A 20,813-nucleotide genomic window follows, 5' to 3' on the forward strand; every position below is an offset into this window, starting at 1 on the left:
TGTTCGATGTTCACAGCCGTCATGCGTCCGGCATCCAGGATATCCATTACGCCGCGGCCTACCCACGTCATTGCGAGCGCAGCGAAGCAATCCACATTTCGGCTCGGGGATAGATGGATTGCTTCGCTTCGCTCGCAATGACGGTGGATGCGATTTCGCGTTCTCGCGACGCATTGCGCCCGAGGCTTGCACGACTCTTCTCCCAACGAGAGGGAGCAGGGAATGCCGGGTGCTTGCTGCACCCGCGGTCTCGTGTGCAGTATGCGCAAAGCAAAGCGCACACGAGCATACAGGTACAGCCGGGGCACGCCGGCATTCCCTGCGCAATGGATTGACGGCTTATGCCGTGCTCTCCCTGGAGACGAATTCCTCTTGCCTCCATCGCTGCCGGCTTGATGGCTCATTCGATCCGGTCGGTTCGAATGCGCCACCGGCAGCTTGGCACCAGCCACGGGTGTCAGGACCACACGGTTTTGCCGTACGCTTCAGCGCCGTACGTCCTGCGCGCCGTGTTCGCTCACGGCTCGATGCCGCCCAGCGAACAACCTCTCGCGCCTGACGCTGCCGCGTCCACCGCATCCCGCCCCACGTTCGTGACGATGGCCAACGCCCCTCTTGTCGGGACGGGACGGCGAAACTTGTACGGCTGATTTGGGTCTGCGGAGAAGCGGAATATTTTTGATTCCCGACCTTGACATGATTTCTGAAAATCAGAAGTGATTTGCCACGGGTTGATATGTCACAGGGTACTTCCTAAGATTGCGCTTGCGCAAAAGAGCAAATCAGTTTGCGGCGCACCCGTTCGCCGTCGCACCGAACGGGAATAAAGTGTAGGGTGCACAACATCCTGCTACGTCAAAATCACAAACAAGACGAAGAATACGAGGGAGGCACCATTGAGACTTTCAATCGCTGTCACAAGCCTTGTTCTCGCGATGCTCCTTTCGATTCCGGCGCTGGCACAGACGAGGGCTCTGGTGACCGAAGAGATGATGGTCAAGACTTCAGATCCCGGCATCGAGATTTACGTCCGCAACAAGCGGCCGGCGGATATGACTACCTTCCACCCGGAGCAGACCGTGCTTTACGTTCACGGCGCGACCTATCCTTCGGAGACGGCGTTCGACCTCAGGCTGGATGGCCTGTCCTGGATGGAATACATCGCCGCGCGCGGCTACGACGTGTGGCTTCTGGATCTGCGAGGCTACGGCAAGTCGACACGTCCTCCCGAGATGGCCGACAAGCCCGAAGCCAATCCGCCCATCGTGACCGGCCAGACCGCTGTCAGGGATATCGGCACCGCTGTCGACTTCATCCTGCAGCGCCGCAACATTCCGCGCCTCAACCTGCTCGGCTGGTCGTGGGGCACGACGCTGATGGCGACCTACACCACGCAGAACGCTTCGAAGGTCGAACGTCTCGTGCTCTACGCGCCGTCCTGGATCCGACAAACGCCCTCGCTCGTTCAGGCCGGCTCCGGCAAGCTCGGCGCGTACCGAATGGTCAACCGCGATCAGGCGAAGGAGCGCTGGTACACCGGCGTGCCCGAGGACAAGAAGGCCAGCCTCATTCCCGCCGGCTGGTTCGATGCCTGGGCCGACGCGACATTCGCAACCGATCCAGTCGGCGCGCAGATGAATCCGCCGGTCGTTCGCGCCCCCAACGGCGTCGTGCAGGACGGCGGCGAATTCTTCGGTGCCGGCAAACCGTACTACGATCCCGCCAAGATCACGGTGCCAACGCTATTGGTCGGCGCCGAATGGGACCGCGACACGCCGCCTTACATGGCGCAGACGCTGTTTCCGCTGCTGGTGAACTCCCCGGGCAAACGCTACGTGGCGCTGGCGGAGGGCACGCACACCATCATCATGGAGCGCAATCGGCTGAAGCTGTTCGAGGCGGTGCAGGCGTTTCTCGATGAGGCGAAGAAGTCGTGAGCCCTGGTAGCCCGCATGAGCGAAAGCGACATGCGGGATAACCGAAGACCCGGATGTCGCTTCGCTCATCCGGGCTACGCTTGCTTCCGCCATTGCGAGCACGCTACTGGGTGCGCTCTTTCACGATGACCGTCGCTGTTCGCAGCGCCTGCTCGTAGCGCTTCAGTTGAGCTTGCGAATTCTCCTGCATGGACCGCAACTCGTCCGTCGTCTTGTTCTTCAACTGGGCGAAGCTGGGCGACAGCGACATGTCACCATCCTCCGCCGACGGGTTCTCTCGAACTGCGAGAACGCTCTCGATACGCTGCAGTGCGAGCCGATTACGCTGCGCTCCCCTTTCGGCGTGGCCCACGTAGTATAGTAGCCTGTCGGTGGACATGGCGCGGGCGCCCTCCTCGTCCCCTTCGATCAACCGAAGCAGGCTCTCGTCAACGATGTCAGTACAGAGGTCGATGCATTCGTCGCAGATGAACACGAAGGGCCCGGCGACCAGCTTTTGCACCTCGTGCTGGCTCTTGCCGCAGAACGAGCAATAGAGGGGTTTGTCTTGTGAAGCCGGATTCTGCGAGCCGTTCGCCGAGCCGGATTGTGGCCGGGCTGCATCGATCTTCGCGGACAGAATATTCCAGTTGTCGTAGCCGAACGCTTTCGCGATCAGCTCCAAAGACTCGCTGTGCGTGGTTTGCACAGCTTTGGCAGTTAAGGCATCGCGCAGGGAACGCGCCATGGCTTTCGCATCGCGGAAATCGCGCATGAGAGCACCCGTATCGACGAACGGAGGAGATCGGTGCCTGCCTTGCCGACCCGTTCGCCAATAGCGAGGGCCGAGATATCAGATACGTTCACCATCCCAGAGGGGCGCAGGCGGCTGGTGTATCAACCGGTCATTATAGTTGGCTGGGCCGCGGTCATTGTCAACCCGACGATCAACGCGCCTCATCGTCCTTCATCGGCCCGCACTTTCTCACCGCAGCTCCGCCTCCCGTAGCGGCGCGCGGCTCAGTTCGTTGCCGGCGGCGATCGCCTTGCGCAACAGCCGCATCAGCTCCGCGCCCTCCTTGTCGGAGAGGCCGCGCAGCATGAGGCGCTGGGCGGCCTCGACGGCCGGCGTAATTCCGCGCAGCGTTCGCTTTCCGCCTTCCGTGATCTGCAGCTCGCGGGCGCGGCGGTCGCGGGGGCTTGGGTGACGCACCAGCAAGCCCTTCTGCACGAGACGATCGACCACGCCGGTGATCGTGGTTCGGTCATAGGCGATCAGGCCGGCCAGCGTCACCTGATCGATCCCGGGATTCATCTTGATGGCCGCGAGCGCTGCGTATTGAACGGGCGTGAGGTCGAAGCCCGCCTCCTCGACCTCAGCGAGGAACACGGCCACCGCAATCTGCTGGAAGCGGCGCGCCAGATGGCCGGGCATCTCACTGTTGTCTCTCACCGATCCCTCACAGCCGGGTTGCAAGCAGGTCTGGAATTGACAAGCATACTGATAATCAGCATGCTGAGCAATATCGAAGCGTGCTGGTCGCCGTATTGACCCGGCTGCCCGGTAGTCCGGCGCCCCACGCCACCGATGAACGGCAACCAATCGGTCAAAGTCACGTTGGGGCTACGGACGGGAGGAGCAGGATGCAGTTTCATCTCAATGGCTTCGAGCCGGGCGACCCGGAAATCGCCGATCCCGTCGAGCGGGTGCTACCCTCCGGCACATCCGGACCGGTTCCGGCGGAAGTCGACGTCCTGATCGTCGGCTGCGGACCGGCGGGCTTGACGCTGGCGGCGCAGCTTGCGGCGTTTGCCGACATCAAGACCTGCATCGTCGAGCAGAAGCCGAGTCGCCTCTTGCGCGGCCAGGCCGACGGCGTCGCCTGCCGCACCATGGAGATGTTCCACGCCTTTGGTTTCAGCGAGCGCGTGCTGAAAGAAGCCTGCTGGATCACCGAAACGACGTTCTGGAAGCCGGACGATCGCAAGCCCGAAAATATCGTCCGCAGCGGCCGGGTTCAGGACGTCGAGGATGGGCTATCGGAAATGCCGCATGTCATTCTCAACCAGGCGCGCGTGCATGATTGCTATCTCGACGTCATGCGCAAATCGCCAGCAAAACTCGAGCCATATTATGCGCGGCGCCTGCGCGACCTCCAGATCGCTCCTTCAGCGCGCTTCGAAGACCACGCGGTGACCGTGACCCTGGAGCGGCTCGATGCCGGGCACGCGGGCGAGATCGAGACCGTCAAGGCGCGCTATGTCGTGGGATGTGACGGCGCGCGCAGCACGGTGCGCCAGTCGATCGGGCGCGAGCTGCGCGGCGATTCCGCCAACCACGCCTGGGGCGTGATGGACGTCCTTGCCGTCACCGACTTCCCCGACATCCGCTTCAAGGTGCTGATCCAATCAGCCCGCGACGGCAGCATCATCGTCATCCCGCGCGAAGGCGGTTATCTCGTCCGGCTCTATGTCGAACTCGCCAATCTTGACGCCGGCGAACGGGTCGCCAGCCGCAACATCACGTCGGATGATCTGATCGCGAAGGCGCGGCGGATTCTCAATCCCTATGCGCTCGACGTGAAGGAGATCGCCTGGTGGTCGGTTTATGAGATCGGCCAGCGGCTGACCGACAAGTTCGACGACGTGCCGGAAGAAGAAGTTGCAACCCGCCTGCCCCGCGTGTTCATTGCCGGCGACGCCTGCCACACCCACAGCCCGAAAGCCGGCCAGGGCATGAACGTCTCGATGCAGGACGCCTTCAATCTCGGATGGAAGCTCGCCTCCGTTCTGCGCCAGCGCAGCGCGCCGCATCTCTTGCACAGCTATTCGGCGGAACGGCAGGCGGTCGCGAAGGAGTTGATCGACTTTGACCGCGAATGGGCCACGATCCTCGCTTCCGCCAAGGGCGACAACAAGGGCGCGGATGCTGCGAAAACCCAGGACTATTTCGTCCGGCACGGCCGCTATACCGCGGGAACGGCGACCCACTACGGCCCGTCCATCATCACCGCCGAACCAAACCATCAGCATCTTGCAAAAGGCTTCGTGATCGGCACGCGCTTTCACTCCGCGCCGGTCGTGGGCCTCGCGGACGCCAGGCCGGTTCATCTGGGCCACGTCGCCAAGGCAGACGGCCGCTTCCGGCTCTTCATCTTTGCCGGCGCGGGCGATCCCGCCGCCGCCAACGCCGCTCTCCGCTCGCTGTGCGTTTTCCTGAACGAAAACCCCAGATCTCCCGTCAGGAGGCACACGCCTGCGGGCGCAGATATCGATTCCGTAATCGACGTCCGCGCCATATTCCAGCAGGCCCACACCGAGCTCGCCATCGAGACGATGCCCCCGCTCCTTCTCCCACGCAAAGGACGCTACGGGCTCATCGACTACGAAAAAATGTTCTGCCCTGATCTCAGGAGCGGCCACGACATCTTTTCGATGCGCGGCATCGATCGGGACAGCGGCTGCATGGTCGTGGTGCGCCCGGACCAGTATGTCGCGGATATCCTCCCGCTCGACGGCCATGCCGAGCTTGCGGCATATTTCGACGGATTCATGCTGCGGGCGGAGTAAACGTAGCCCGCATGAGCGGCGGCGATATGCGGGGACACTCTCCTGGGGTCGCTTCGCTCGCCCGGGCAACGCTTGCTGAGTGAGAGACGGTGATTTCTTAGGCGACTCCCCGGAACCAAAATCCGCCCATCTTTGCCCCCAAATCCCTCTGCGCCCGGACCGCCTCCCTCCATTGAACTCAGCGCCCTGCTCCGATATACGGGCACTCGACTCCGGCCGAGGGAATGGGCCTTCCGGGGCCGTGCACCCGCCTCCTCCAAGCCGTTCCGGATTTTCTCCAGTATATCAAAGGCTTAATGATGTCTTCCACATTCGATCAGATCGCCAACATTATCGCGGAGACCTGCGACATTCCGCGCGACACGATCAAGCCGGAGAGCCACGCCATCGACGATCTGGGCATCGACAGCCTGGACTTCCTCGACATCGCCTTTGCCATCGACAAGGCGTTCGGGATCAAGATGCCGCTCGAAAAATGGACCCAGGAGGTCAACGACGGCAAGGCCACGACCGAGCAGTATTTCGTGCTGCAAAATCTCGCCGATCGCATCGACGAACTGGTCGCTGCCAAGAATGCAGCGCCGGGCGCCTAATCGCCCGCCATGGACCTTGATTACTTTAAGCTGATCGACCGCGTCGTCGACCTGAACCTCGACGAGAAGAGGATCACGGTCGAGGCGCAGGTGCCGGCCGCGCACACCATCTTCGAAGGGCATTTCCCTGGTTTCCCGATCATGCCCGGAGTTTTGCTGACCGAAGCGATGGCGCAGAGCTCCGGCTGGCTGATACTCGGCGTCCTGAAGTTCCAGCGCATGCCGTTCCTGGCCATCGTGAAAGAAGCCAAGATGCGGGGTTACGTCAGTCCCGGTCAGTTGCTGACGATCGATGCGAAGCTCGAGCACGAAGGCTCCGGCTTTGCCGTCACGAAGGCAAAAATACGCATCGGCAAGGAGTTGAAGTGCAGCGCCGAACTAACCTTCGGCCTTGCCCCCTTCCCCGACCCGGCCTTACGCGTGCATATGGACGCGATGGCCAACAAGATCGGCTTCCCACTGCAGGCGATAACGCATGACTGAGCCAAAATCCGCGGGCGCCAAGGAAGTCTGGATCACCGGCATCGGCATCGTCTCCTCGCTTGGCGAGGGGCTCGACGCGCATTGGGATGCGCTGAACGCCGGCAAGATCAACATCGACGACAAGCGGTTCGCGCCCTACATCGTGCATCCGCTGGCGCCTGTTAGCTTCGACGCGCAGATCCCGAAAAAGGGCGACCAACGCCAGATGGAGGCGTGGCAGCGCATCGGCACCTATGCCGCGGGGCTGGCGCTGGATTCGGCCGGCGTCAAAGGCAACAAGGAAATCCTCGGCCGCATGGACATGATCGTCGCCGCCGGCGGCGGCGAGCGCGACATCGCAGTCGATGCGGCAATCCTGTGCGCCGACGCCAAGGGCAATTCCAGCCCCGGCTTTCTCAACGAACGGCTGATGAACGATCTGCGGCCGACGCTGTTCCTGGCCCAGCTCTCCAACCTGCTTGCCGGCAACATCGCCATCGTGCATGGCGTCTGCGGCACGTCGCGCACCTTCATGGGCGAGGAAGCCGCCAGCATCGACGCGGCGCGGATTGCGCTGGCGCGGATCGAAGCCGGCCAAAGCGACATCGCGCTGGTCGGCGCGGCCCATAATGGCGAACGGTCCGACCTCCTGGTGCTCTATGAATTCGGCGATTTCAACCTGACCGAAAAGTTTTCGCCGGTGTGGCAACGCGAGGAGAGAGGCGGCTTCGCGCTCGGCTCCGCCGGCTGTTTCCTGGTGCTGGAAGCCCGCGAGCACGCCGAAGCCCGCGGCGCCAAGCCTTACGCCAAACTGACCAAGGTCGTTGCCGACCTTGCGCAGCGCAAGCAGCCGGGCGCGGTGACCAAATCGCTGGAGGCGCTGTGGCCGAAGCTCGGCGTCGGCGACAGCGGCACCCTGATCACGGGCGCAACCGGCGTCGAGCCGGTGACGTCGGACGAGAAGGCCTTTTTGCGCCAGCATCCCGGCTTTGCGGTGCGCGCCACCGGCACGATCTTCGGTCACACGCTGGAGACGCAGTTTCCGCTGGGGCTGGCGCTTGCCGCACTCTCGATCTCCCGTGGCGCGCTGTTCCCGCCCAACGACCCGACCGGCCTCGAGGTTGAAAAGCCAGGCAGCCCGGACCAGATTGTCGTGGTGGGGGCCGGTCACTGGCAGGGCGAAGGCATGGCCCTGGTCGAGGCCATCAAGTAGAGCGTGGCCGAAAGACCGCTTTCGGCACCGCCAGAGCAAACAATGAGCGCGAGCGCGCTTTCAGTTACGGCGCAACATCGGGGGAACCATGTCAGCACCACGCGATAAACTCGGCAGGCCGATCGTCGTCGTCACCGGCATGGGCGTGGTGACGTCGCTCGGCGCCGGCAAGCAGGACAATTGGGCAAAGCTGACCGCGGGTGAATCCGGCATCCGTACCGTGACGCGCTTTCCGATCGACGGCCTGAAAACGACCATGGCCGGCACCGTCGATTTCGTCACCGTCGATCCGTTCTCGTCGACCGGCCTCAGCGAACGTCTCGCCGAGATGGCGACCGGGGAAGCGCTCGAACAGGCGGCGATCGGCGCCAAGGCCGACTTTCCCGGACCGCTGTTTCTGGCAGTTGCGCCGGTCGAGGTCGAATGGCCGCAGCGGCTCGAGCTCGGACGCGCCGTCGGCAGGACCGAATTCGGCTACGAGGATATGCTGCGCGTCAGCGGCGGCGGCCGGTTCACGGCCTACCATCGCCGCTTCATGTTCGGTTCGATAGCGAGCCACCTGGCCGAAACGTTCGGCACCAAGGGATCGCCGATCTCGCTCTCCACCGCCTGCGCCTCCGGTGCCACCGCGATCCAGCTCGGCGTCGAGGCGATCCGCCGCGGCGAAGCCGATGCCGCGCTGTGCGTCGGCACCGACGGCTCGGTGAACCCGGAAGCGATGGTGCGATTCTCGCTGTTGTCGGCGCTATCGACGCAGAACGATCCGCCGCAGGCCGCCTCAAGGCCGTTTTCCAAGAACCGCGACGGCTTTGTCATGGCCGAAGGCGCCGGCGCGATGGTGCTGGAGAGCTACGAATCCGCAATCGCGCGCGGCGCGAAAATTCTCGGCGTGGTGGCCGGCTGCGGTGAATTGACCGACTCGTTCCATCGCACCCGCTCCAGCCCGGACGGCAAGCCGATCATCGGCTGCATGCGCAAGACACTGGCCGATGCCGGCCTCGAGCCGGAGCAGATCGATCACATCAACGCGCACGGCACCGCGACGCCGGAAAACGACAAGATGGAGTACAACACGACCGCGGTCGTGTTCGGCGAGCATTTGCCGAAGATTCCGGTGTCCTCGAACAAGTCGATGGTCGGGCATACGATTTCCGCCGCCGGCGCGGTGGAAGCCGTGTTCTCGCTGCTGACGCTGGAGCATCAGCGAATTCCGCCGACCATCAATTACGAGATTCCGGATCCGGCCATCCTGTTCGACGTGGTCGGCAACAAGGCGCGCGACGCCAAGGTCACCGCCGTGATGTCGAACTCGTTCGGTTTCGGCGGGCAGAACGCCTCGCTGATCCTGACGCGCGAACCGGTATAAGCCAGCTTCGCAAAAATGAACCGTCTGCTCCTACGCACCAAGGCGCGCCTGCGCGACGCCGCCAAGCCGGTGGCTGAAGCCGCTGTCGGCGCGCTGACGATCGCGCTGTTGCGCACCACGCGCTATTTCGATCCGGACAAGACCGCCGATTTCTTCGGCCGGGTCACTCGCTTCATCGGCCGCAGGCTGCGCGAGGACCGCATCGGCCGCGAGAATCTCAAGGCCGCCTTCCCCGAGAAATCGGCCGAAGAGATCGAAACCATTTTGGCCGGCGTGTGGGACAATCTCGGCCGCATCGGCGCCGAGTTCGCCCATCTCGATCACATCTGGGATTACGACCTCGATCATCCGGACAAGCCGAGCCGCATCGAGTTCCCGCCGCGGACCAAGGAAATCTTCGATTCTTTGCGCGACGACGGGAGGCCTGCGATCATCTTCGCGAGCCATCTCGGCAATTGGGAGATCCCCGCGCTCGGCGCCGTCGCGCACGGGCTCGATTGCGCGATCCTGTTCCGCCGGCCGAACATCGAGGCCGCCGACCGCGCCATCGAAAAAATCCGCGCCGTCAAGATGGGCACGCTGGTGCCGGCCGGCCGAGAGGCGCCGCTCAAATTGGCGGAGGCCCTGCAGCGGGGCCAGCACGTCGCGATGCTGGTCGATCAGTACCTGGGCAACGGCGTCGAGGTGACGTTCTTCGGCCGCAAGACCAAGGCCAACCCAACGCTGGCGCGGCTGCTGCGGCAGGTCGAATGCCCCGTGCACGGCGTGCGCATCATCCGCCTGCCCAACCACCGCTTCCGCGCCGAGCTGTCCGAAGAGGTCAAGCCGGTGCGCGACGCCTCCGGGCAAATCGACATCCAGGGCACGATGCAGGCGGTGACATCCGTGGTCGAAGGCTGGGTGCGGGAATATCCGGACCAGTGGCTGTGGCTGCACCGGCGGTGGCGGTAGAATCGTTTATGTAGTTGGCGTAGCCCGGATGAGCGCAGCGACATCCGGGACTTTTGCAACACCGCCCCCGGATATCGCTTCGCTCATCCGGGGCACGGCGTGGCCTACCCGCCGAACAGGCCGAGGCTCCACGCCTTCATCGCAACCGTCGATGCCAGGACGACGATGATCTGCAGCAGCGTGCGCGTTGAGAAGAAGGTGAGAATGTTGGTCATGTGATGCTCCCGGAAGCGAGCTATAGATTCTGCCTCGGGTTTCGGCAATAGGTGTTTGTTGGCGACGGAGTGCGGACAAGGCCATAGCATCCGGAATATTACGACACCTGCATACTGGTTCGTCATTGCGAGAAGCGAAGCGACGAAGCAATCCATCTCTGCGCTTGCGGCGCTATGGATTGCTTCGCTTCGCTCGCAATGACGGGTGCGGCAACGTCCGCGCCCCTACCCATCATCTCCCCGTCTTCACCCGTGTCCACAGCCGGTTGATCACGCGTTGCGTCGCGGGATCGCGCGCCTTGATGACGAACAGCTTTTTCTGCGTCGCTTCGTCCGGATAGATGTTGCGGTCGTTCAAAATCTTCGGATCGATCAGCTTCTGGCTCGCGAGATTGCCGTTGGCGTAGGACAGGAAATCGGAATTCTTCGCCGCGACCTCGGGGCGGTAGAGATAGTTGATCAGCTCGTAGGCTTCCGCGACGTTCTTCGCATCCGCGGGAATCGCGAGATTGTCGAAGAACATCTGCGCACCCTCTTTCGGGATGGTGTAGCCGATCTCGACGCCGTTTTTTGCTTCCGCCGCGCGGCTGCGCGCCTGCATGATGTCGCCCGACCAGCCCACCACGAAGCAGATCTCCGCCCGAGGCGAGCGCGCCCAGATATTCGGAAGAGTGAAACTTGCGAACGTTGGGCCTGATCTTGCTGACGAGATCGGCGGCCTTTTCCAGATCGGCCTGCTTGGTGGAGTTCGGATCGATGCCGAGATAACTCAGTGCCGCCGGCAGAATGTCGTCGGCGGAATCAAGCATATGGATGCCGCAGTCTTTGAATTTTGCGAGGTTCTCCGGCTTGAAGACGATATCCCAACTGTCGATCTTGGCGTCGGGCCCGAGAATCCTCGCCGCCGTCTTGACGTTGTAGCCGATCCCCGTGGTGCCCCACATGTAGTTAGCGGCGTAATTGTTGTCGGGATCATAGGTCGCAAGCTGGCTGGTCACGACAGGCCAGGCGTTGGCGAGATTGGGCAGCTTCGACTTGTCGAGCTTGAGGAAGACTTTTGCGGTGATCTGGCGCTGCAGGAAATAGCCGGTCGGCACCACGACGTCGTAGCCGGACTTTCCGGCCAGGAGGCGCGTCTCCAGCGTCTCGTTGGCGTCGAACGTGTCGTAGACCACCTTGATGCCGGTTTCCTTGGTGAAATCCTCCAGCACCCCCGGCGCCATATAGTTCGACCAATTGTAGAAGTTCACCGTGCGCTCCTGCGCCCAGGCGGGCGAGAGCGACAGCGCCACAGCCATCGCGCCGATCAGGCGCAGCGAACTTCTAATCTGATCGCGCATGCTCTACCTCCTGCGGCGGCCGTGAACTGCGTCCGACAGGCGTTCCAGCGCGGTATCCAGTGTTTCGTCCTTCTTGGAAAAACAGAACCGCACCACCGACGTCACCGCGTCCTGTTCATAGAAAGCCGACACCGGGATCGCGGCGACCTTGTAGTCGCTCACAATGCGCTTGCAGAACTCGACGTCGGTCTCATTCAGCCCAAGCGGCGACAGGTCGACGGTGAGAAAATACGTGCCCTGCGACTTCAGCACGGGAAAGCCGATGCTCTCTAGTCCCTTCGTTAACCGGTCCCGGCTCCGCGCCAGTTCCTTGCGCATGTCGTAAAAATATTCGTCTGATTTGCCGAGGCCATAGGCCACCGCCGCCTGCAGGTTCGGCGCAGTGGTGAAGGTCAGGAACTGGTGCACCTTGGCCGCCACCCGCAACAGCGGCGGCGCAGCGCAGACGAAGCCGACCTTCCATCCCGTCAGCGAAAAAATCTTGCCGGCGCTGCCGACCTTGATGGTGCGGTCGCGCATGCCCGGGATCGTGATCAGCGGAATATGCTCGCGGCCGTCGAAGATGACGTGCTCCCAGACCTCGTCGCAAATCGCAATGGTGTCGAACTTCTGGCAGAAGCGCGCCAGCAGTTCGAGGTCTTCGCGGGGATAGACGACGGCTGCCGGATTGAGCGGATTGTTGAACAGCACCGCCTTGGTCTTGGGATTGAAGACGCTGGCCAGCATCTCCTCCGTCAGTCGCCAGCCCGGCGGCTCCAGCCGCAACAGGCGCGGAATGCCGCCGGCCTGGCGGATAATCGGCAAATAGCTGTCATAGACCGGCTGGAACACGACGACCTCATCGCCGGGTTCGACCACGGCAAGAATGGACGCGGTCAGCGCCTCGGTGCCGCCCGAGGTCACCATCACTTCCGTCATCGGATCAAGCGAGAGCTTGTGCCAGCGGCCGTAATGAGCGGCGATCGCCTGCCGGAGTTCCGGAATGCCCATCATCGACGGGTACTGGTTATATCCGTTCAAGGTCGCGTCGGCCGCCGCGCGGCGGATGTCCTCCGGTCCGGGATCGTCGGGAAAGCCCTGGCCGAGATTGATGGCGTTGTTGTCGCGGGCGGCCTGCGACATCGCCTCGAACACGGTGACGGGAAGGTCGGCAAAGACCTTGTTCATGGAGGTCATTGGCAGATCAGCCGCCGGTTTTGGTCGGCAATCCCGCGGCCTTCCAGCCGATGATGCCCCCTGCCAGATGCTTGTCGTAAGGCAGCCCCGCCGCCTGCGCCGCGAGTGAGGCCGTCACCGAGCGCTTGCCCGAGCGGCAGGCGAAAACCACCTGCTTTCCCTGCGGTTCCGGAATGGCCGCCGGGTCGAAGCTTTGGAGCGGAACCACCACCCCATCCGGATAGGCCTCCACCGCCACCTCATTGGGCTCGCGGACATCGACCAGAAGATAGCGTCCCTCCGCCATCCCCTTGGAAACGTCTTCCGGCGTCAAATCGTGCACCTGATGGTCCGCCACGCAATATCCTCCTGACAACCCGCCGCGCGGGCTCCGACAGGCCCGGCCAAGCGGGCGCCAAAGTCGCCCCTCGCGCGGTGAAAATCAAGCGCCGCGAACGGTTTAAAGCGCCGTTCGAACCTCCGGCCTCAGCTTCGCCGAAAGGCGGCTATAGAAGCTGCTTCGCAATGGGCCAAGCCCCATTCGGCGACTGAGGACCATTCGCCCGGTAACCTCGACGAAGGTAGAATGCCATCGCATTCGAACTGGCTTCGGCCCGCACCGCCCGGATGCCTCGCTCGCACATCAGCCGCTCGAACATCTCCAGTAACCCCGCGCCGACACCCCGGCCGGCAAATTCCGGGTCGGCATACAGGCCCTCCAGCCAGTCGCCGCGAATGGCCCCCCACCCGGCTACGATGCCGTCCAGTTCGGCCACCCAGACTTCCAGCTCACGCAGCTTTTGCTCCATTCCGGCGCGCGTGAGCTGCACAGCCCACGCCTGCGCTTCGGCAACGGGCATCGTTGGAGGCGCGAGTTCAAGGATGGATCGCCGTCGAATGTCGTGGAGATCGCTTGCGTCCGTGCGCGTCGCCCGACGGTAAACGGTCTCCATCGTCATCTGCCTCGAGTTAAGCGAACTGCCGAACCAGCGCGACAATATCAGCTATCGAGAGATGAGTGGACTTGATGGCCGCGTACGCCGACGTCTGAGGACCCTGAGCGGACTTCAGGGTCGAGACAACGGCGGATAACCTTCAGCGTTTGGCTGAGAGATGGGCCTTGATGACCGCGACCATCCGATCCGAGGGGGTGCCCGGCGGGAAGAACCCGAGATACTTGCCGTTGCGATCCATCAGATAGATGAAACCTGAATGATCGATAGTGTATTCTGCGGCGCCTTCGATCGCGACCTTCGCGTAATAGACCCGATACAAGCGCGCGGCGTCGCGAATCTGCGTAGCATCGCCTGTTAGGCCGAGCAGGCGCGAGTGAAAGAAGGGCACGTAGTCGGCGAGATGCGCAGGCGTATCGCGGTCGGGGTCGACTGTGACGAACAACGGCTGCACCGCGTCGCCGCCAGGGCCAAGCTTATCGACGGCCTGCCCGATCGCCATCAGATCGGTCGGGCAGACGTCCGGACAGAAGCTGAACCCGAAATAGACCAGCATCACTTGCCACGGAAATCGGCGTCCGTACGAGGCTTCCCGGTGTGATCGATGAGAGCAAATGGGCCGCCGATCGGCTCCTTGCCCCACATCACTGCGTCCATCAGCTCGCCGGCGCTGCGTTCGCTCTGCGCATGCGCCACGGGCACCGCACCAAGCAGCCCCGCGGCCAGCACCGAGCTGACAAGCATCCGACGCTTCCTCATGTGCCCATAGTCATACGGACGCCGGTGGTCGAAACCAGAAGCTTGTCCGGCATCTGCGCGCGCACGGCGCGAGCGAAGTTGTCGCCGCTACAATGCATCGGGATGATCACGTCCGGTTCGAGCTTCTTGATCTCGGCGACGACTTGATTGAGATAGTCCTCGGGTGCCGGCCCGAGATGGAAGCCACCGACGATAGCATGAATCTTCTGCACGCCGGAGACTTCCTGTGCCTGCCGGACCGAATTGACGATGCCGACGTGACCGCAGGAGCTGATCACCACGAGCCCGCGGTCTTTTACATTGAAACAGGTCGCGTGCTCGTGGATGTGCTCGTCCGGAACGATCTTGCCCAGCATCTCCTCCGGCAGGTAGTGGCTCGCGTTACAGCCGAGACCATCCTTCACAGCGAAGCCGACGTGCGTGTTCGGCAACATTCTTTCGATGCCCGACCTCTTGATCTTACCCGTCGTGAAAGCGTGGTCGGCGATAACCGTCGGATTTTCCGCCAGAACGACTGAGACCTTGTTCGCAACCAGCTCGCGGCGATCGAGCGCGCCAAATTCGGTAAGTGTGCCGGGCGCGCCGCTATAGCGCTGGCAGAAGTTGTCCTCCCCGCCGGCATAGAGTTTCACATCGGCGGGCAACGCGCTGCGGTATTTCTGCAGGAAGCCGATGAGGCCGCCATAGTGATCGAAGTGGCCATGGCTCACGACCATTGCATTGATCTTACTGGGATCAGCGCCGGTCAGTTCGATATTGTTGAGCAGAGCTTCCGGCGTATAGCCGAAGTCGAGCATGATGGTGCGCTGCTCATTGCCGCGCTGCGACTGCAGGTACAGAGACAAACCCCATTGATTGTGTAGTGCACGACGATAGTCCTGCTGCCGTGGTGCCGGCTCAATCGAGACGTTCCCCACCTTGCCCGGGCGCTCGAAAATATTCTGGCTTCCATCGACCAGCACCCGGATCGAGAGTTTGTCCACCACGGGAATGTCGATCACGGCTGCTTTGGCGATTTCGATGCAGGTGAAGCTGCCGGCGGCGAAGGCTCCTCCAATAGCCACACAACCCCTCAGAAAATCGCGGCGTTTGAACTGCTCGATCATCGATCCCTCCTACAATGGAGCCAGCGTTATCAGGGCCAGGCGTTATCCTTGGCTGGATGACTCCAAAATGGCGAAGTACAGAGGGCGCGAAATCGCACCCCCCAAATTCAATATCAATGAATGAGTAATGCTTGCCGGCCGAAGGCTGGTGCTGCACTTAACTACAGAACTCCGGCACGGCCCATTGGCAACTCGTCGAAGGATACACCACTTTCGGTGCAGCCAAAAGAGCAGGTTCACTTCCGTTTTTGGCACGTTTGAGACATGGTCGAGCCGAGAGAACCATTCCTCAGGCTGGTGAAATCGGCTAGATTTGGCCCTAGCTTCGGAAGCGGACGTGCCGAATTCTTTGCATGGGACAGCGGGTAGCTAGCGTACCGTCAGCGGGCATCGCACTTCAATTAATCGACGTCTACTTCTTAGCGTGACTCACCTATCGCCGGTTCGTGTGCGCCAGCGCGCGACACGTCTCACAACACCAGGAGAGTCATATGCAATCGAGAACGCTCGTCTTGAAATACGTCGTCCTCGTATCGGTAGCGGCCATGTTCCTCGTCGCGAGTCCGTCATTCGCGCAGCAGAACGGCGCATCCTCTTCTGAGCTACAAACAAGAGAGGTGCGAGTTAATGGCCTTACATTGCATTACATTGAACGCGGGCAAGGAACTCCAGTGGTGCTGGTGCACGGCACACTGGAGGATTACCGCACGTGGGATGGACAGCTTGAGGCGTTCGCGAAGGGATATCGACTAATCTCGTACAGTCGCCGGTATCACTATCCAAATGAATGGCCCAAAGATTCAACAGATTTTTCTGTCACCATACATGCAAGAGACCTGGCTGCCTTCATCAAGGCACTCGATCTACCCCCGGTTCATCTCATTGGTCATTCGTATGGGGCGTTTATTGCGTTCCTGGTCGCGCGAGATCACCCGGAGGTCATTCGCAGTCTGACGCTGGGCGAACCGCCCATAATGCCGTTACTAAAAACCACATCTGAAGGAGATGCTGTTCTTACCGCCGCCATCACGAGATCAATCGCTATGAGCGAAGCATTCAAGCAGGGGAATGACGAAGAAGGAGTGCGTCGATTTGTGAACGGCGTGTTGGGCGATGGTTCGTACGAGAAACTCCCACCTCCCGTTCTGAAGCGCGTCATGGACAATGCCCAAGAACTAAAAGGCGCGACCTTATCGCGAAACCTCCACCCATCCATCGGATGTGAGGATGTGCAGAAGGTGAAAGCGCCAATATTGCTCCTTGACGGGGAGCGCAGTCCTAGGATGTTCCGTCTCATCAACGATAGACTAGAGCACTGCTTACCGAGCGTAGAACGTGCAACGATTCCGGCGGCATCTCATCAGATGGAGGTTGAGAACCCCCAAGCCTTCAATGAGACGGTGCTTGCATTCATTGCAAAGCACTGAACTGTTGCATCTCGTTCAAGGTCGTTGATGCCGTTTTCCGGGAGCTCGGCCGGGCGATCAAGCGCTTCCGGGCGGCCGCGGCCGACCCAACTTCTGTTTTTGGCATTTGTCAGACATGTCCCGGTTCGAGTCCGTAATGCACTTCCAGTCGGACATCGGCCGACGATCGGAATTATGAGTTCGCGCCCCTGCCGAACCAGCGCGGCGATGTCCGCCATTGAGAGATGAGCGGGCTTGGTGACTGCGTACGCCGACGTCTGAGGATGACCCAAACCGGAAATTGTCAAATCGGGATTGAAGAAAGGGGACAGACTGTTGTTACGCGTCAACCAAGAATCAGACGACTGGTCGTGTTCGCTGCTGCTTTCCGCTTCCTGTGCAAGCGGTCCACCGCTCCTCGTCCGGATTGCTGGTATGCTGGTAAGTCACGCTTTCGGAGCCAGTTGCCAAAGGCGGCTTGCGAGGCTTGATGGTCGCTGGTCGAGTCATTGAAGAGGTCCGCAGCGGTTACGTATGTGAATGCTGCTCAACAAATGGAGGCGTTTGTTTAAGCAGAAGGGCAACCAAAGGGACGAGGTAAGAATTCTAGAAGGGCAATCATGGAGGCATTTGCTCCGACAAAATTGTAACCTGCAACCCATCTGGGAGGAAACCATGAGGTATGATCTCAATTCATCATGGATGTGTGGTTGTGTTGTGCTTGCTTTGGCAGCCCCGGCGGCCGCTATCCCGGCCGCGGCGGAAGAAGCGGGCCAATGGTTCGGTCGAGCCGTCCTGGTCACCCTGTCCAGCAAGAGCGTGAAGGTGGAAGACCGGGCTGACCATACGGTGTCGGTCACCGAATACGACGGCGCCGTCTTCAACGCCGACGGCAAGCCCTTCCTCGACAAGGCCCGCTATCAGGTGGTTGATCTGACGGATGCTGGCACTTCCAGCGGCGGCCACAAGACCTTCACAGAGGCCGACGGATCCAAGGTCTTTGCCAAGTACGTCCTGAAAGACGCGAAGCCGAAAGAGTTCCGCGGCATCTTCGAGTTCACTGGCGGCACGGGAAAATATGCAGGGATCACGGGCCGCGGTGAGTACCACGTCGTGCTGGTCAGCGACACGGCCTTGTGGGATGAACTCCGGGGCGAGTACAAGATTCCGGCGCCGACCACGGGGAGCGCCGCGCCTCCACGGTAAACTGCGCGGCCGTCAACGCGGAAGATAAGGCGATCTTGATCGACGCAAAGCGTTACATCGTCATCAGGGGGCCGAGAATGTTGCGCAGGCACTTGAGCTTTGCCGGACATCAAAGGTGAACTAGCGTATGGGCTTTAGCGGAGGTCCGGTGCTGGCCCATAGCGGCAGTCGAGGGACACATCCTATTCCGCCGCTGTTCAGGCACCAGCAGACATGCGGCGAACAGGACCAAAATAGGCGGCGTAAATGACCCAACACGCTCTAAGTGGTGCTCGCGGCTGCCGATGACCATGCCTCGTCAACGCCTCTGACGATCGCGAGCTTCACCGCCCACGCCACGCGCTCCGTCGCCCAGTCGCTGTCGTGCAGCCTGTGTTCATCACTCGGGTCGACCATCCGGTCGAACGAGACCTGCTCGACCTGATGCAAGCCCTTCATGAATGCGAAGCGGCGAAACACATTGACGCCCGCGTCCTGCGCCAGTTCGCTGATCGCCCCGACCATCGCCATCGCCTTGTCCTTCTTGGCCGGCGTCAGCACGGCCGGCACATATTGGAGGTCCATCAGGATGACGTCGGCCTGCGTTTCGTCACTCAGCTTGACGAGTCCATCGCGGATCGCCCGGCATGTTTCGTCGAAAGAGGGAGGCGGAGGATTGTGGTCCGGACTTTGCCAGACTGCATTCGTCCCGACCTGCCAGATCACCAGATCGGGCTTTTCGGCGATGACGTCAGTATCGAACCGCTCGAGCTCGATCGGCGCTTCCTGGCCGCCGACTCCCTGGTTGACCATGGTGATCCTGCCTTTCGGATATTGGACCTGAAGAAGCGACAGCAGCCTTTCCGGATAGGGTTTGATCTTGCCGTCGCCGGCCGTCGTCGACGAGCCGATCGCGACGATCTTGGCCCGTCCTCTGGCGAGACTCTGCGCAAAGTGGGTCAGGCGGTGCACGAAGGGGATTGGCTCAACGGGGATCTGTGAGGGATCGCTGTCCATGGGTCACCAGTGTGTTGCAGCCGAGACAACGTGAGGTGGAAGAAGAATAGCGCGCCTCTGCGCGATCGCCTAGCTTTGCGCGCGTGGATCAGCCGCGCCGCTGCGATGAGACGCCGCGCTGGACCTTGATGGTACATCGGGCTGCTGACGTGCCGAGGCCCGCTCGGATATCTCGCACCACAGGTGAGCCAGTTCACATCAGGGCAAAATAACGAGGAATAAAGTGCCCGACGCCCACCTGGCGTGAAACAACACCCCATCGCGTGGGCGGCAAAAAGGAGTCTTCCGATGAAATCCGATTTAGGAATGTCGGCAGCTACTCTGCTGCCGGGCATCATCGCTGCCGCGCTATTGGGCGCGCCAGCGCGCGCCGATGTCGTCACTGACTGGAACGTGACCACCGGTACCCTGGTGGCCAATGACCTCGGCAACAATCCCAAACTGCGCACCTTGGCCATGGTGCATGTTGCGATGTCGGATGCGATCAATACCGTGCATAACCGCTACACCCGCGTGATCGCGACGGTTCCGGCTGCACCTGGCGCATCGGCGGAAGCCGCGGCCGCGACGGCCGCGCGGCAGATCCTTGTTCAGATCTACCCCGCAAAGAAAGACAAGATCGAAGAGACCTACGCGGCATCGCTCCAGGCGATCCCGGACGGGTCGGCCAAGACCGAAGGCATCGAGCTGGGTATGGCGGTCGCCGACGCAATACAGGCCGACCGCGCAAACGACGGCACCAACGCTCCGGACACTTACCGGCCGCACACTGCCCCAGGGGTATGGGTGCCGACCACGCCGCCGATGCGGGAGCAATACGCGCGCGCGAAGCCATGGGTGTTCAAGAATGCCGACCAGTTCCGGCCCGGCCCGCCGCCGGCACTGTCGAGCGCCGAGTGGGCGCGAGACTACAACGAGGTTAAAAGCCTCGGCGGTACCAAAAGCACGGCGCGTACCGCTGAGCAGACCGAGGCGGTAAAGTTCTGGGAAAACATTAATTTTGGCCCGGCATGGCAGGCGGCGGCGCGCGAGCTCGCCATGAAGCAGGAGATGCCGCTTGCCGAATGTGCCCGCCTGTTCGCGCTGCTCAACATGAGTCTGGCGAACGCCTACATCGTCAATTGGGAAGCGAAGTATACCTATAATTTGTGGCGCCCGGTCACCGCGATCCGCAACGGCGACCAGGACGGCAATGATGCCACTGAGCGAGATGCCGGCTGGACCTCCTTCAACCCCACGCCGATGCATCCGGAATACCCCTCGCAGGCGACGATCAACGCAACGATCGCGTCGGCAATTCTGGAGTCGATGTTCGGCCCCGTGAAGGCCATTCCTTTCACGGCAACCGATGTGCGGGATGCGAAGCGAACGCGGCAATTCGCCAGCCTGGCCGATATGGCCGAGGAGCAGAAGAATGTCCGCGTCTGGGGCGGCGTGCACTATAGATTCGCGATCCGCGTGAGCGAGGACGTGGGCCGAAAGGTCGCGGCCTACATGATCGAGAACACGCTCAAACGGGCGCCTTGAGCTCTTGTGCCAACCGCGCGCGAAGCCCCGGATGAAAATCCGGGGCTTTCACCGATGTTCGAATGTGGCGCTTAACGGA

18 protein-coding genes and 3 pseudogenes are annotated in these 20,813 nt (G+C 61.7%); 10 read left to right on the plus strand and 11 right to left on the minus strand.

Translation table 11 applies throughout. The features are described from left to right. Nucleotides 1-896: 896 nt before the first annotated feature. Entirely contained in the window at nt 897-1,937 is a 1,041-nt protein-coding gene (locus V1292_RS29325) for an alpha/beta hydrolase (protein ID WP_334376047.1), read from the plus strand. A gap of 424 nt (nt 1,938-2,361) precedes the next feature. On the opposite strand, the pseudogene V1292_RS29330 reads toward V1292_RS29325, so the two are convergent. From V1292_RS29330 to V1292_RS29340, 3 genes and pseudogenes are all read right to left on the minus strand, one after another. Continuing rightward, a pseudogene (locus V1292_RS29330) lies at nt 2,362-2,475 on the minus strand (ClpX C4-type zinc finger protein); the annotation flags it as partial. Between the two features lie 93 nt (nt 2,476-2,568). After that, nucleotides 2,569-2,691, minus strand: a pseudogene (locus tag V1292_RS29335) (glyoxalase superfamily protein); the annotation flags it as partial. A gap of 210 nt (nt 2,692-2,901) precedes the next feature. Beyond that, on the minus strand, nt 2,902-3,369 hold the full coding sequence (locus tag V1292_RS29340; RefSeq protein WP_334376048.1) for a MarR family winged helix-turn-helix transcriptional regulator: 468 nt from the start codon (nt 3,367-3,369) through the stop codon (nt 2,902-2,904). A gap of 191 nt (nt 3,370-3,560) precedes the next feature. Between V1292_RS29340 and V1292_RS29345 the strand changes: the two genes are divergently transcribed. The 6 genes from V1292_RS29345 to V1292_RS29370 all read left to right on the plus strand — a co-directional run bounded on the left by V1292_RS29345 (nt 3,561) and on the right by V1292_RS29370 (nt 10,071). After that, nucleotides 3,561-5,486: an FAD-binding monooxygenase gene (locus tag V1292_RS29345; protein ID WP_334376049.1), complete on the plus strand. Its 1,926-nt coding sequence runs from the start codon at nt 3,561-3,563 to the stop codon at nt 5,484-5,486. A 299-nt stretch (nt 5,487-5,785) separates the two neighbouring features. Beyond that, a complete protein-coding gene (locus V1292_RS29350; protein ID WP_028346689.1) occupies nt 5,786-6,079 on the plus strand; it encodes an acyl carrier protein in 294 nt (97 codons plus the stop codon). A gap of 9 nt (nt 6,080-6,088) precedes the next feature. Then, a complete protein-coding gene (locus V1292_RS29355; protein WP_334376050.1) occupies nt 6,089-6,562 on the plus strand; it encodes a 3-hydroxyacyl-ACP dehydratase FabZ family protein in 474 nt (157 codons plus the stop codon). Next, nucleotides 6,555-7,754, plus strand: coding sequence for a beta-ketoacyl-ACP synthase (locus tag V1292_RS29360; protein WP_334376051.1), 1,200 nt, complete (start codon nt 6,555-6,557; stop codon nt 7,752-7,754). The genes V1292_RS29355 and V1292_RS29360 overlap by 8 nt, the downstream gene beginning before the upstream one ends. An 88-nt stretch (nt 7,755-7,842) precedes the next feature. Then, complete coding sequence (locus tag V1292_RS29365; protein WP_065745234.1) at nt 7,843-9,120, plus strand: beta-ketoacyl-ACP synthase; 1,278 nt, start codon at nt 7,843-7,845, stop codon at nt 9,118-9,120. Between the two features lie 15 nt (nt 9,121-9,135). Next, nucleotides 9,136-10,071, plus strand: coding sequence for a lipid A biosynthesis lauroyl acyltransferase (locus V1292_RS29370; protein ID WP_334376052.1), 936 nt, complete (start codon nt 9,136-9,138; stop codon nt 10,069-10,071). A gap of 447 nt (nt 10,072-10,518) precedes the next feature. On the opposite strand, the pseudogene V1292_RS29375 reads toward V1292_RS29370, so the two are convergent. The 7 genes and pseudogenes from V1292_RS29375 to V1292_RS29405 form a co-directional block, all read right to left on the minus strand. Beyond that, a pseudogene (locus V1292_RS29375) lies at nt 10,519-11,626 on the minus strand (polyamine ABC transporter substrate-binding protein). A 3-nt stretch (nt 11,627-11,629) separates the two neighbouring features. Beyond that, nucleotides 11,630-12,802, minus strand: a complete 1,173-nt coding sequence (locus V1292_RS29380; RefSeq protein ID WP_334376053.1) for an aminotransferase — start codon at nt 12,800-12,802, stop codon at nt 11,630-11,632. Nucleotides 12,803-12,809: 7 nt separating this feature from the next. Then, nucleotides 12,810-13,088, minus strand: coding sequence for a rhodanese-like domain-containing protein (locus V1292_RS29385; protein WP_051379298.1), 279 nt, complete (start codon nt 13,086-13,088; stop codon nt 12,810-12,812). Nucleotides 13,089-13,287: 199 nt separating this feature from the next. Next, nucleotides 13,288-13,740 (minus strand): GNAT family N-acetyltransferase, encoded by a 453-nt coding sequence (locus V1292_RS29390; protein ID WP_334376054.1) that lies wholly within the window; start codon nt 13,738-13,740, stop codon nt 13,288-13,290. Nucleotides 13,741-13,876: 136 nt separating this feature from the next. Continuing rightward, nucleotides 13,877-14,290 (minus strand): SCO family protein, encoded by a 414-nt coding sequence (locus V1292_RS29395; protein WP_334376055.1) that lies wholly within the window; start codon nt 14,288-14,290, stop codon nt 13,877-13,879. Further along, entirely contained in the window at nt 14,290-14,478 is a 189-nt protein-coding gene (locus V1292_RS29400) for a hypothetical protein (protein ID WP_334376056.1), read from the minus strand. The genes V1292_RS29395 and V1292_RS29400 overlap by 1 nt, the downstream gene beginning before the upstream one ends. An 11-nt stretch (nt 14,479-14,489) precedes the next feature. Then, nucleotides 14,490-15,599 carry an MBL fold metallo-hydrolase gene (locus tag V1292_RS29405; RefSeq protein ID WP_334376057.1) on the minus strand — a complete coding sequence of 370 codons (1,110 nt, stop codon included), beginning with the start codon at nt 15,597-15,599 and terminating at the stop codon, nt 14,490-14,492. Between the two features lie 491 nt (nt 15,600-16,090). Here V1292_RS29405 and V1292_RS29410 point away from each other — a divergent pair, with 491 nt between their 5' ends. Beyond that, nucleotides 16,091-17,026, plus strand: coding sequence for an alpha/beta fold hydrolase (locus V1292_RS29410; protein WP_334376058.1), 936 nt, complete (start codon nt 16,091-16,093; stop codon nt 17,024-17,026). A gap of 654 nt (nt 17,027-17,680) precedes the next feature. Further along, complete coding sequence (locus V1292_RS29415) at nt 17,681-18,211, plus strand: hypothetical protein (RefSeq protein ID WP_334376059.1); 531 nt, start codon at nt 17,681-17,683, stop codon at nt 18,209-18,211. Nucleotides 18,212-18,472: 261 nt separating this feature from the next. Here V1292_RS29415 and V1292_RS29420 read toward each other — a convergent pair whose 3' ends face one another. Then, nucleotides 18,473-19,207, minus strand: a complete 735-nt coding sequence (locus tag V1292_RS29420; protein ID WP_334376060.1) for an SGNH/GDSL hydrolase family protein — start codon at nt 19,205-19,207, stop codon at nt 18,473-18,475. A gap of 288 nt (nt 19,208-19,495) precedes the next feature. Between V1292_RS29420 and V1292_RS29425 the strand changes: the two genes are divergently transcribed. Next, nucleotides 19,496-20,734, plus strand: coding sequence for a vanadium-dependent haloperoxidase (locus V1292_RS29425; protein ID WP_334376061.1), 1,239 nt, complete (start codon nt 19,496-19,498; stop codon nt 20,732-20,734). Nucleotides 20,735-20,813: the final 79 nt, after the last annotated feature.

Source organism: Bradyrhizobium sp. AZCC 1719, from assembly GCF_036924525.1.
GTDB lineage: Bacteria > Pseudomonadota > Alphaproteobacteria > Rhizobiales > Xanthobacteraceae > Bradyrhizobium.

What these genes read in the sequence shown, in the direction of transcription:
- V1292_RS29360 (WP_334376051.1), top strand. Translation starts at nt 6,555, where the DNA reads ATGACTGAGCCAAAATCCGCGGGCGCCAAGGAAGTCTGGATCACCGGC.
- V1292_RS29365 (WP_065745234.1), top strand. Translation starts at nt 7,843, where the DNA reads ATGTCAGCACCACGCGATAAACTCGGCAGGCCGATCGTCGTCGTCACC.
- V1292_RS29355 (WP_334376050.1), top strand. Translation starts at nt 6,089, where the DNA reads ATGGACCTTGATTACTTTAAGCTGATCGACCGCGTCGTCGACCTGAAC.
- V1292_RS29395 (WP_334376055.1), bottom strand. Translation starts at nt 14,290, where the DNA reads ATGCTGGTCTATTTCGGGTTCAGCTTCTGTCCGGACGTCTGCCCGACC.
- V1292_RS29415 (WP_334376059.1), top strand. Translation starts at nt 17,681, where the DNA reads ATGAGGTATGATCTCAATTCATCATGGATGTGTGGTTGTGTTGTGCTT.
- V1292_RS29410 (WP_334376058.1), top strand. Translation starts at nt 16,091, where the DNA reads ATGCAATCGAGAACGCTCGTCTTGAAATACGTCGTCCTCGTATCGGTA.
- V1292_RS29385 (WP_051379298.1), bottom strand. Translation starts at nt 13,088, where the DNA reads ATGGCGGAGGGACGCTATCTTCTGGTCGATGTCCGCGAGCCCAATGAG.
- V1292_RS29405 (WP_334376057.1), bottom strand. Translation starts at nt 15,599, where the DNA reads ATGATCGAGCAGTTCAAACGCCGCGATTTTCTGAGGGGTTGTGTGGCT.
- V1292_RS29390 (WP_334376054.1), bottom strand. Translation starts at nt 13,740, where the DNA reads ATGACGATGGAGACCGTTTACCGTCGGGCGACGCGCACGGACGCAAGC.
- V1292_RS29370 (WP_334376052.1), top strand. Translation starts at nt 9,136, where the DNA reads ATGAACCGTCTGCTCCTACGCACCAAGGCGCGCCTGCGCGACGCCGCC.
- V1292_RS29350 (WP_028346689.1), top strand. Translation starts at nt 5,786, where the DNA reads ATGTCTTCCACATTCGATCAGATCGCCAACATTATCGCGGAGACCTGC.
- V1292_RS29345 (WP_334376049.1), top strand. Translation starts at nt 3,561, where the DNA reads ATGCAGTTTCATCTCAATGGCTTCGAGCCGGGCGACCCGGAAATCGCC.
- V1292_RS29425 (WP_334376061.1), top strand. Translation starts at nt 19,496, where the DNA reads ATGAAATCCGATTTAGGAATGTCGGCAGCTACTCTGCTGCCGGGCATC.
- V1292_RS29400 (WP_334376056.1), bottom strand. Translation starts at nt 14,478, where the DNA reads ATGCTTGTCAGCTCGGTGCTGGCCGCGGGGCTGCTTGGTGCGGTGCCC.
- V1292_RS29420 (WP_334376060.1), bottom strand. Translation starts at nt 19,207, where the DNA reads ATGGACAGCGATCCCTCACAGATCCCCGTTGAGCCAATCCCCTTCGTG.
- V1292_RS29380 (WP_334376053.1), bottom strand. Translation starts at nt 12,802, where the DNA reads ATGACCTCCATGAACAAGGTCTTTGCCGACCTTCCCGTCACCGTGTTC.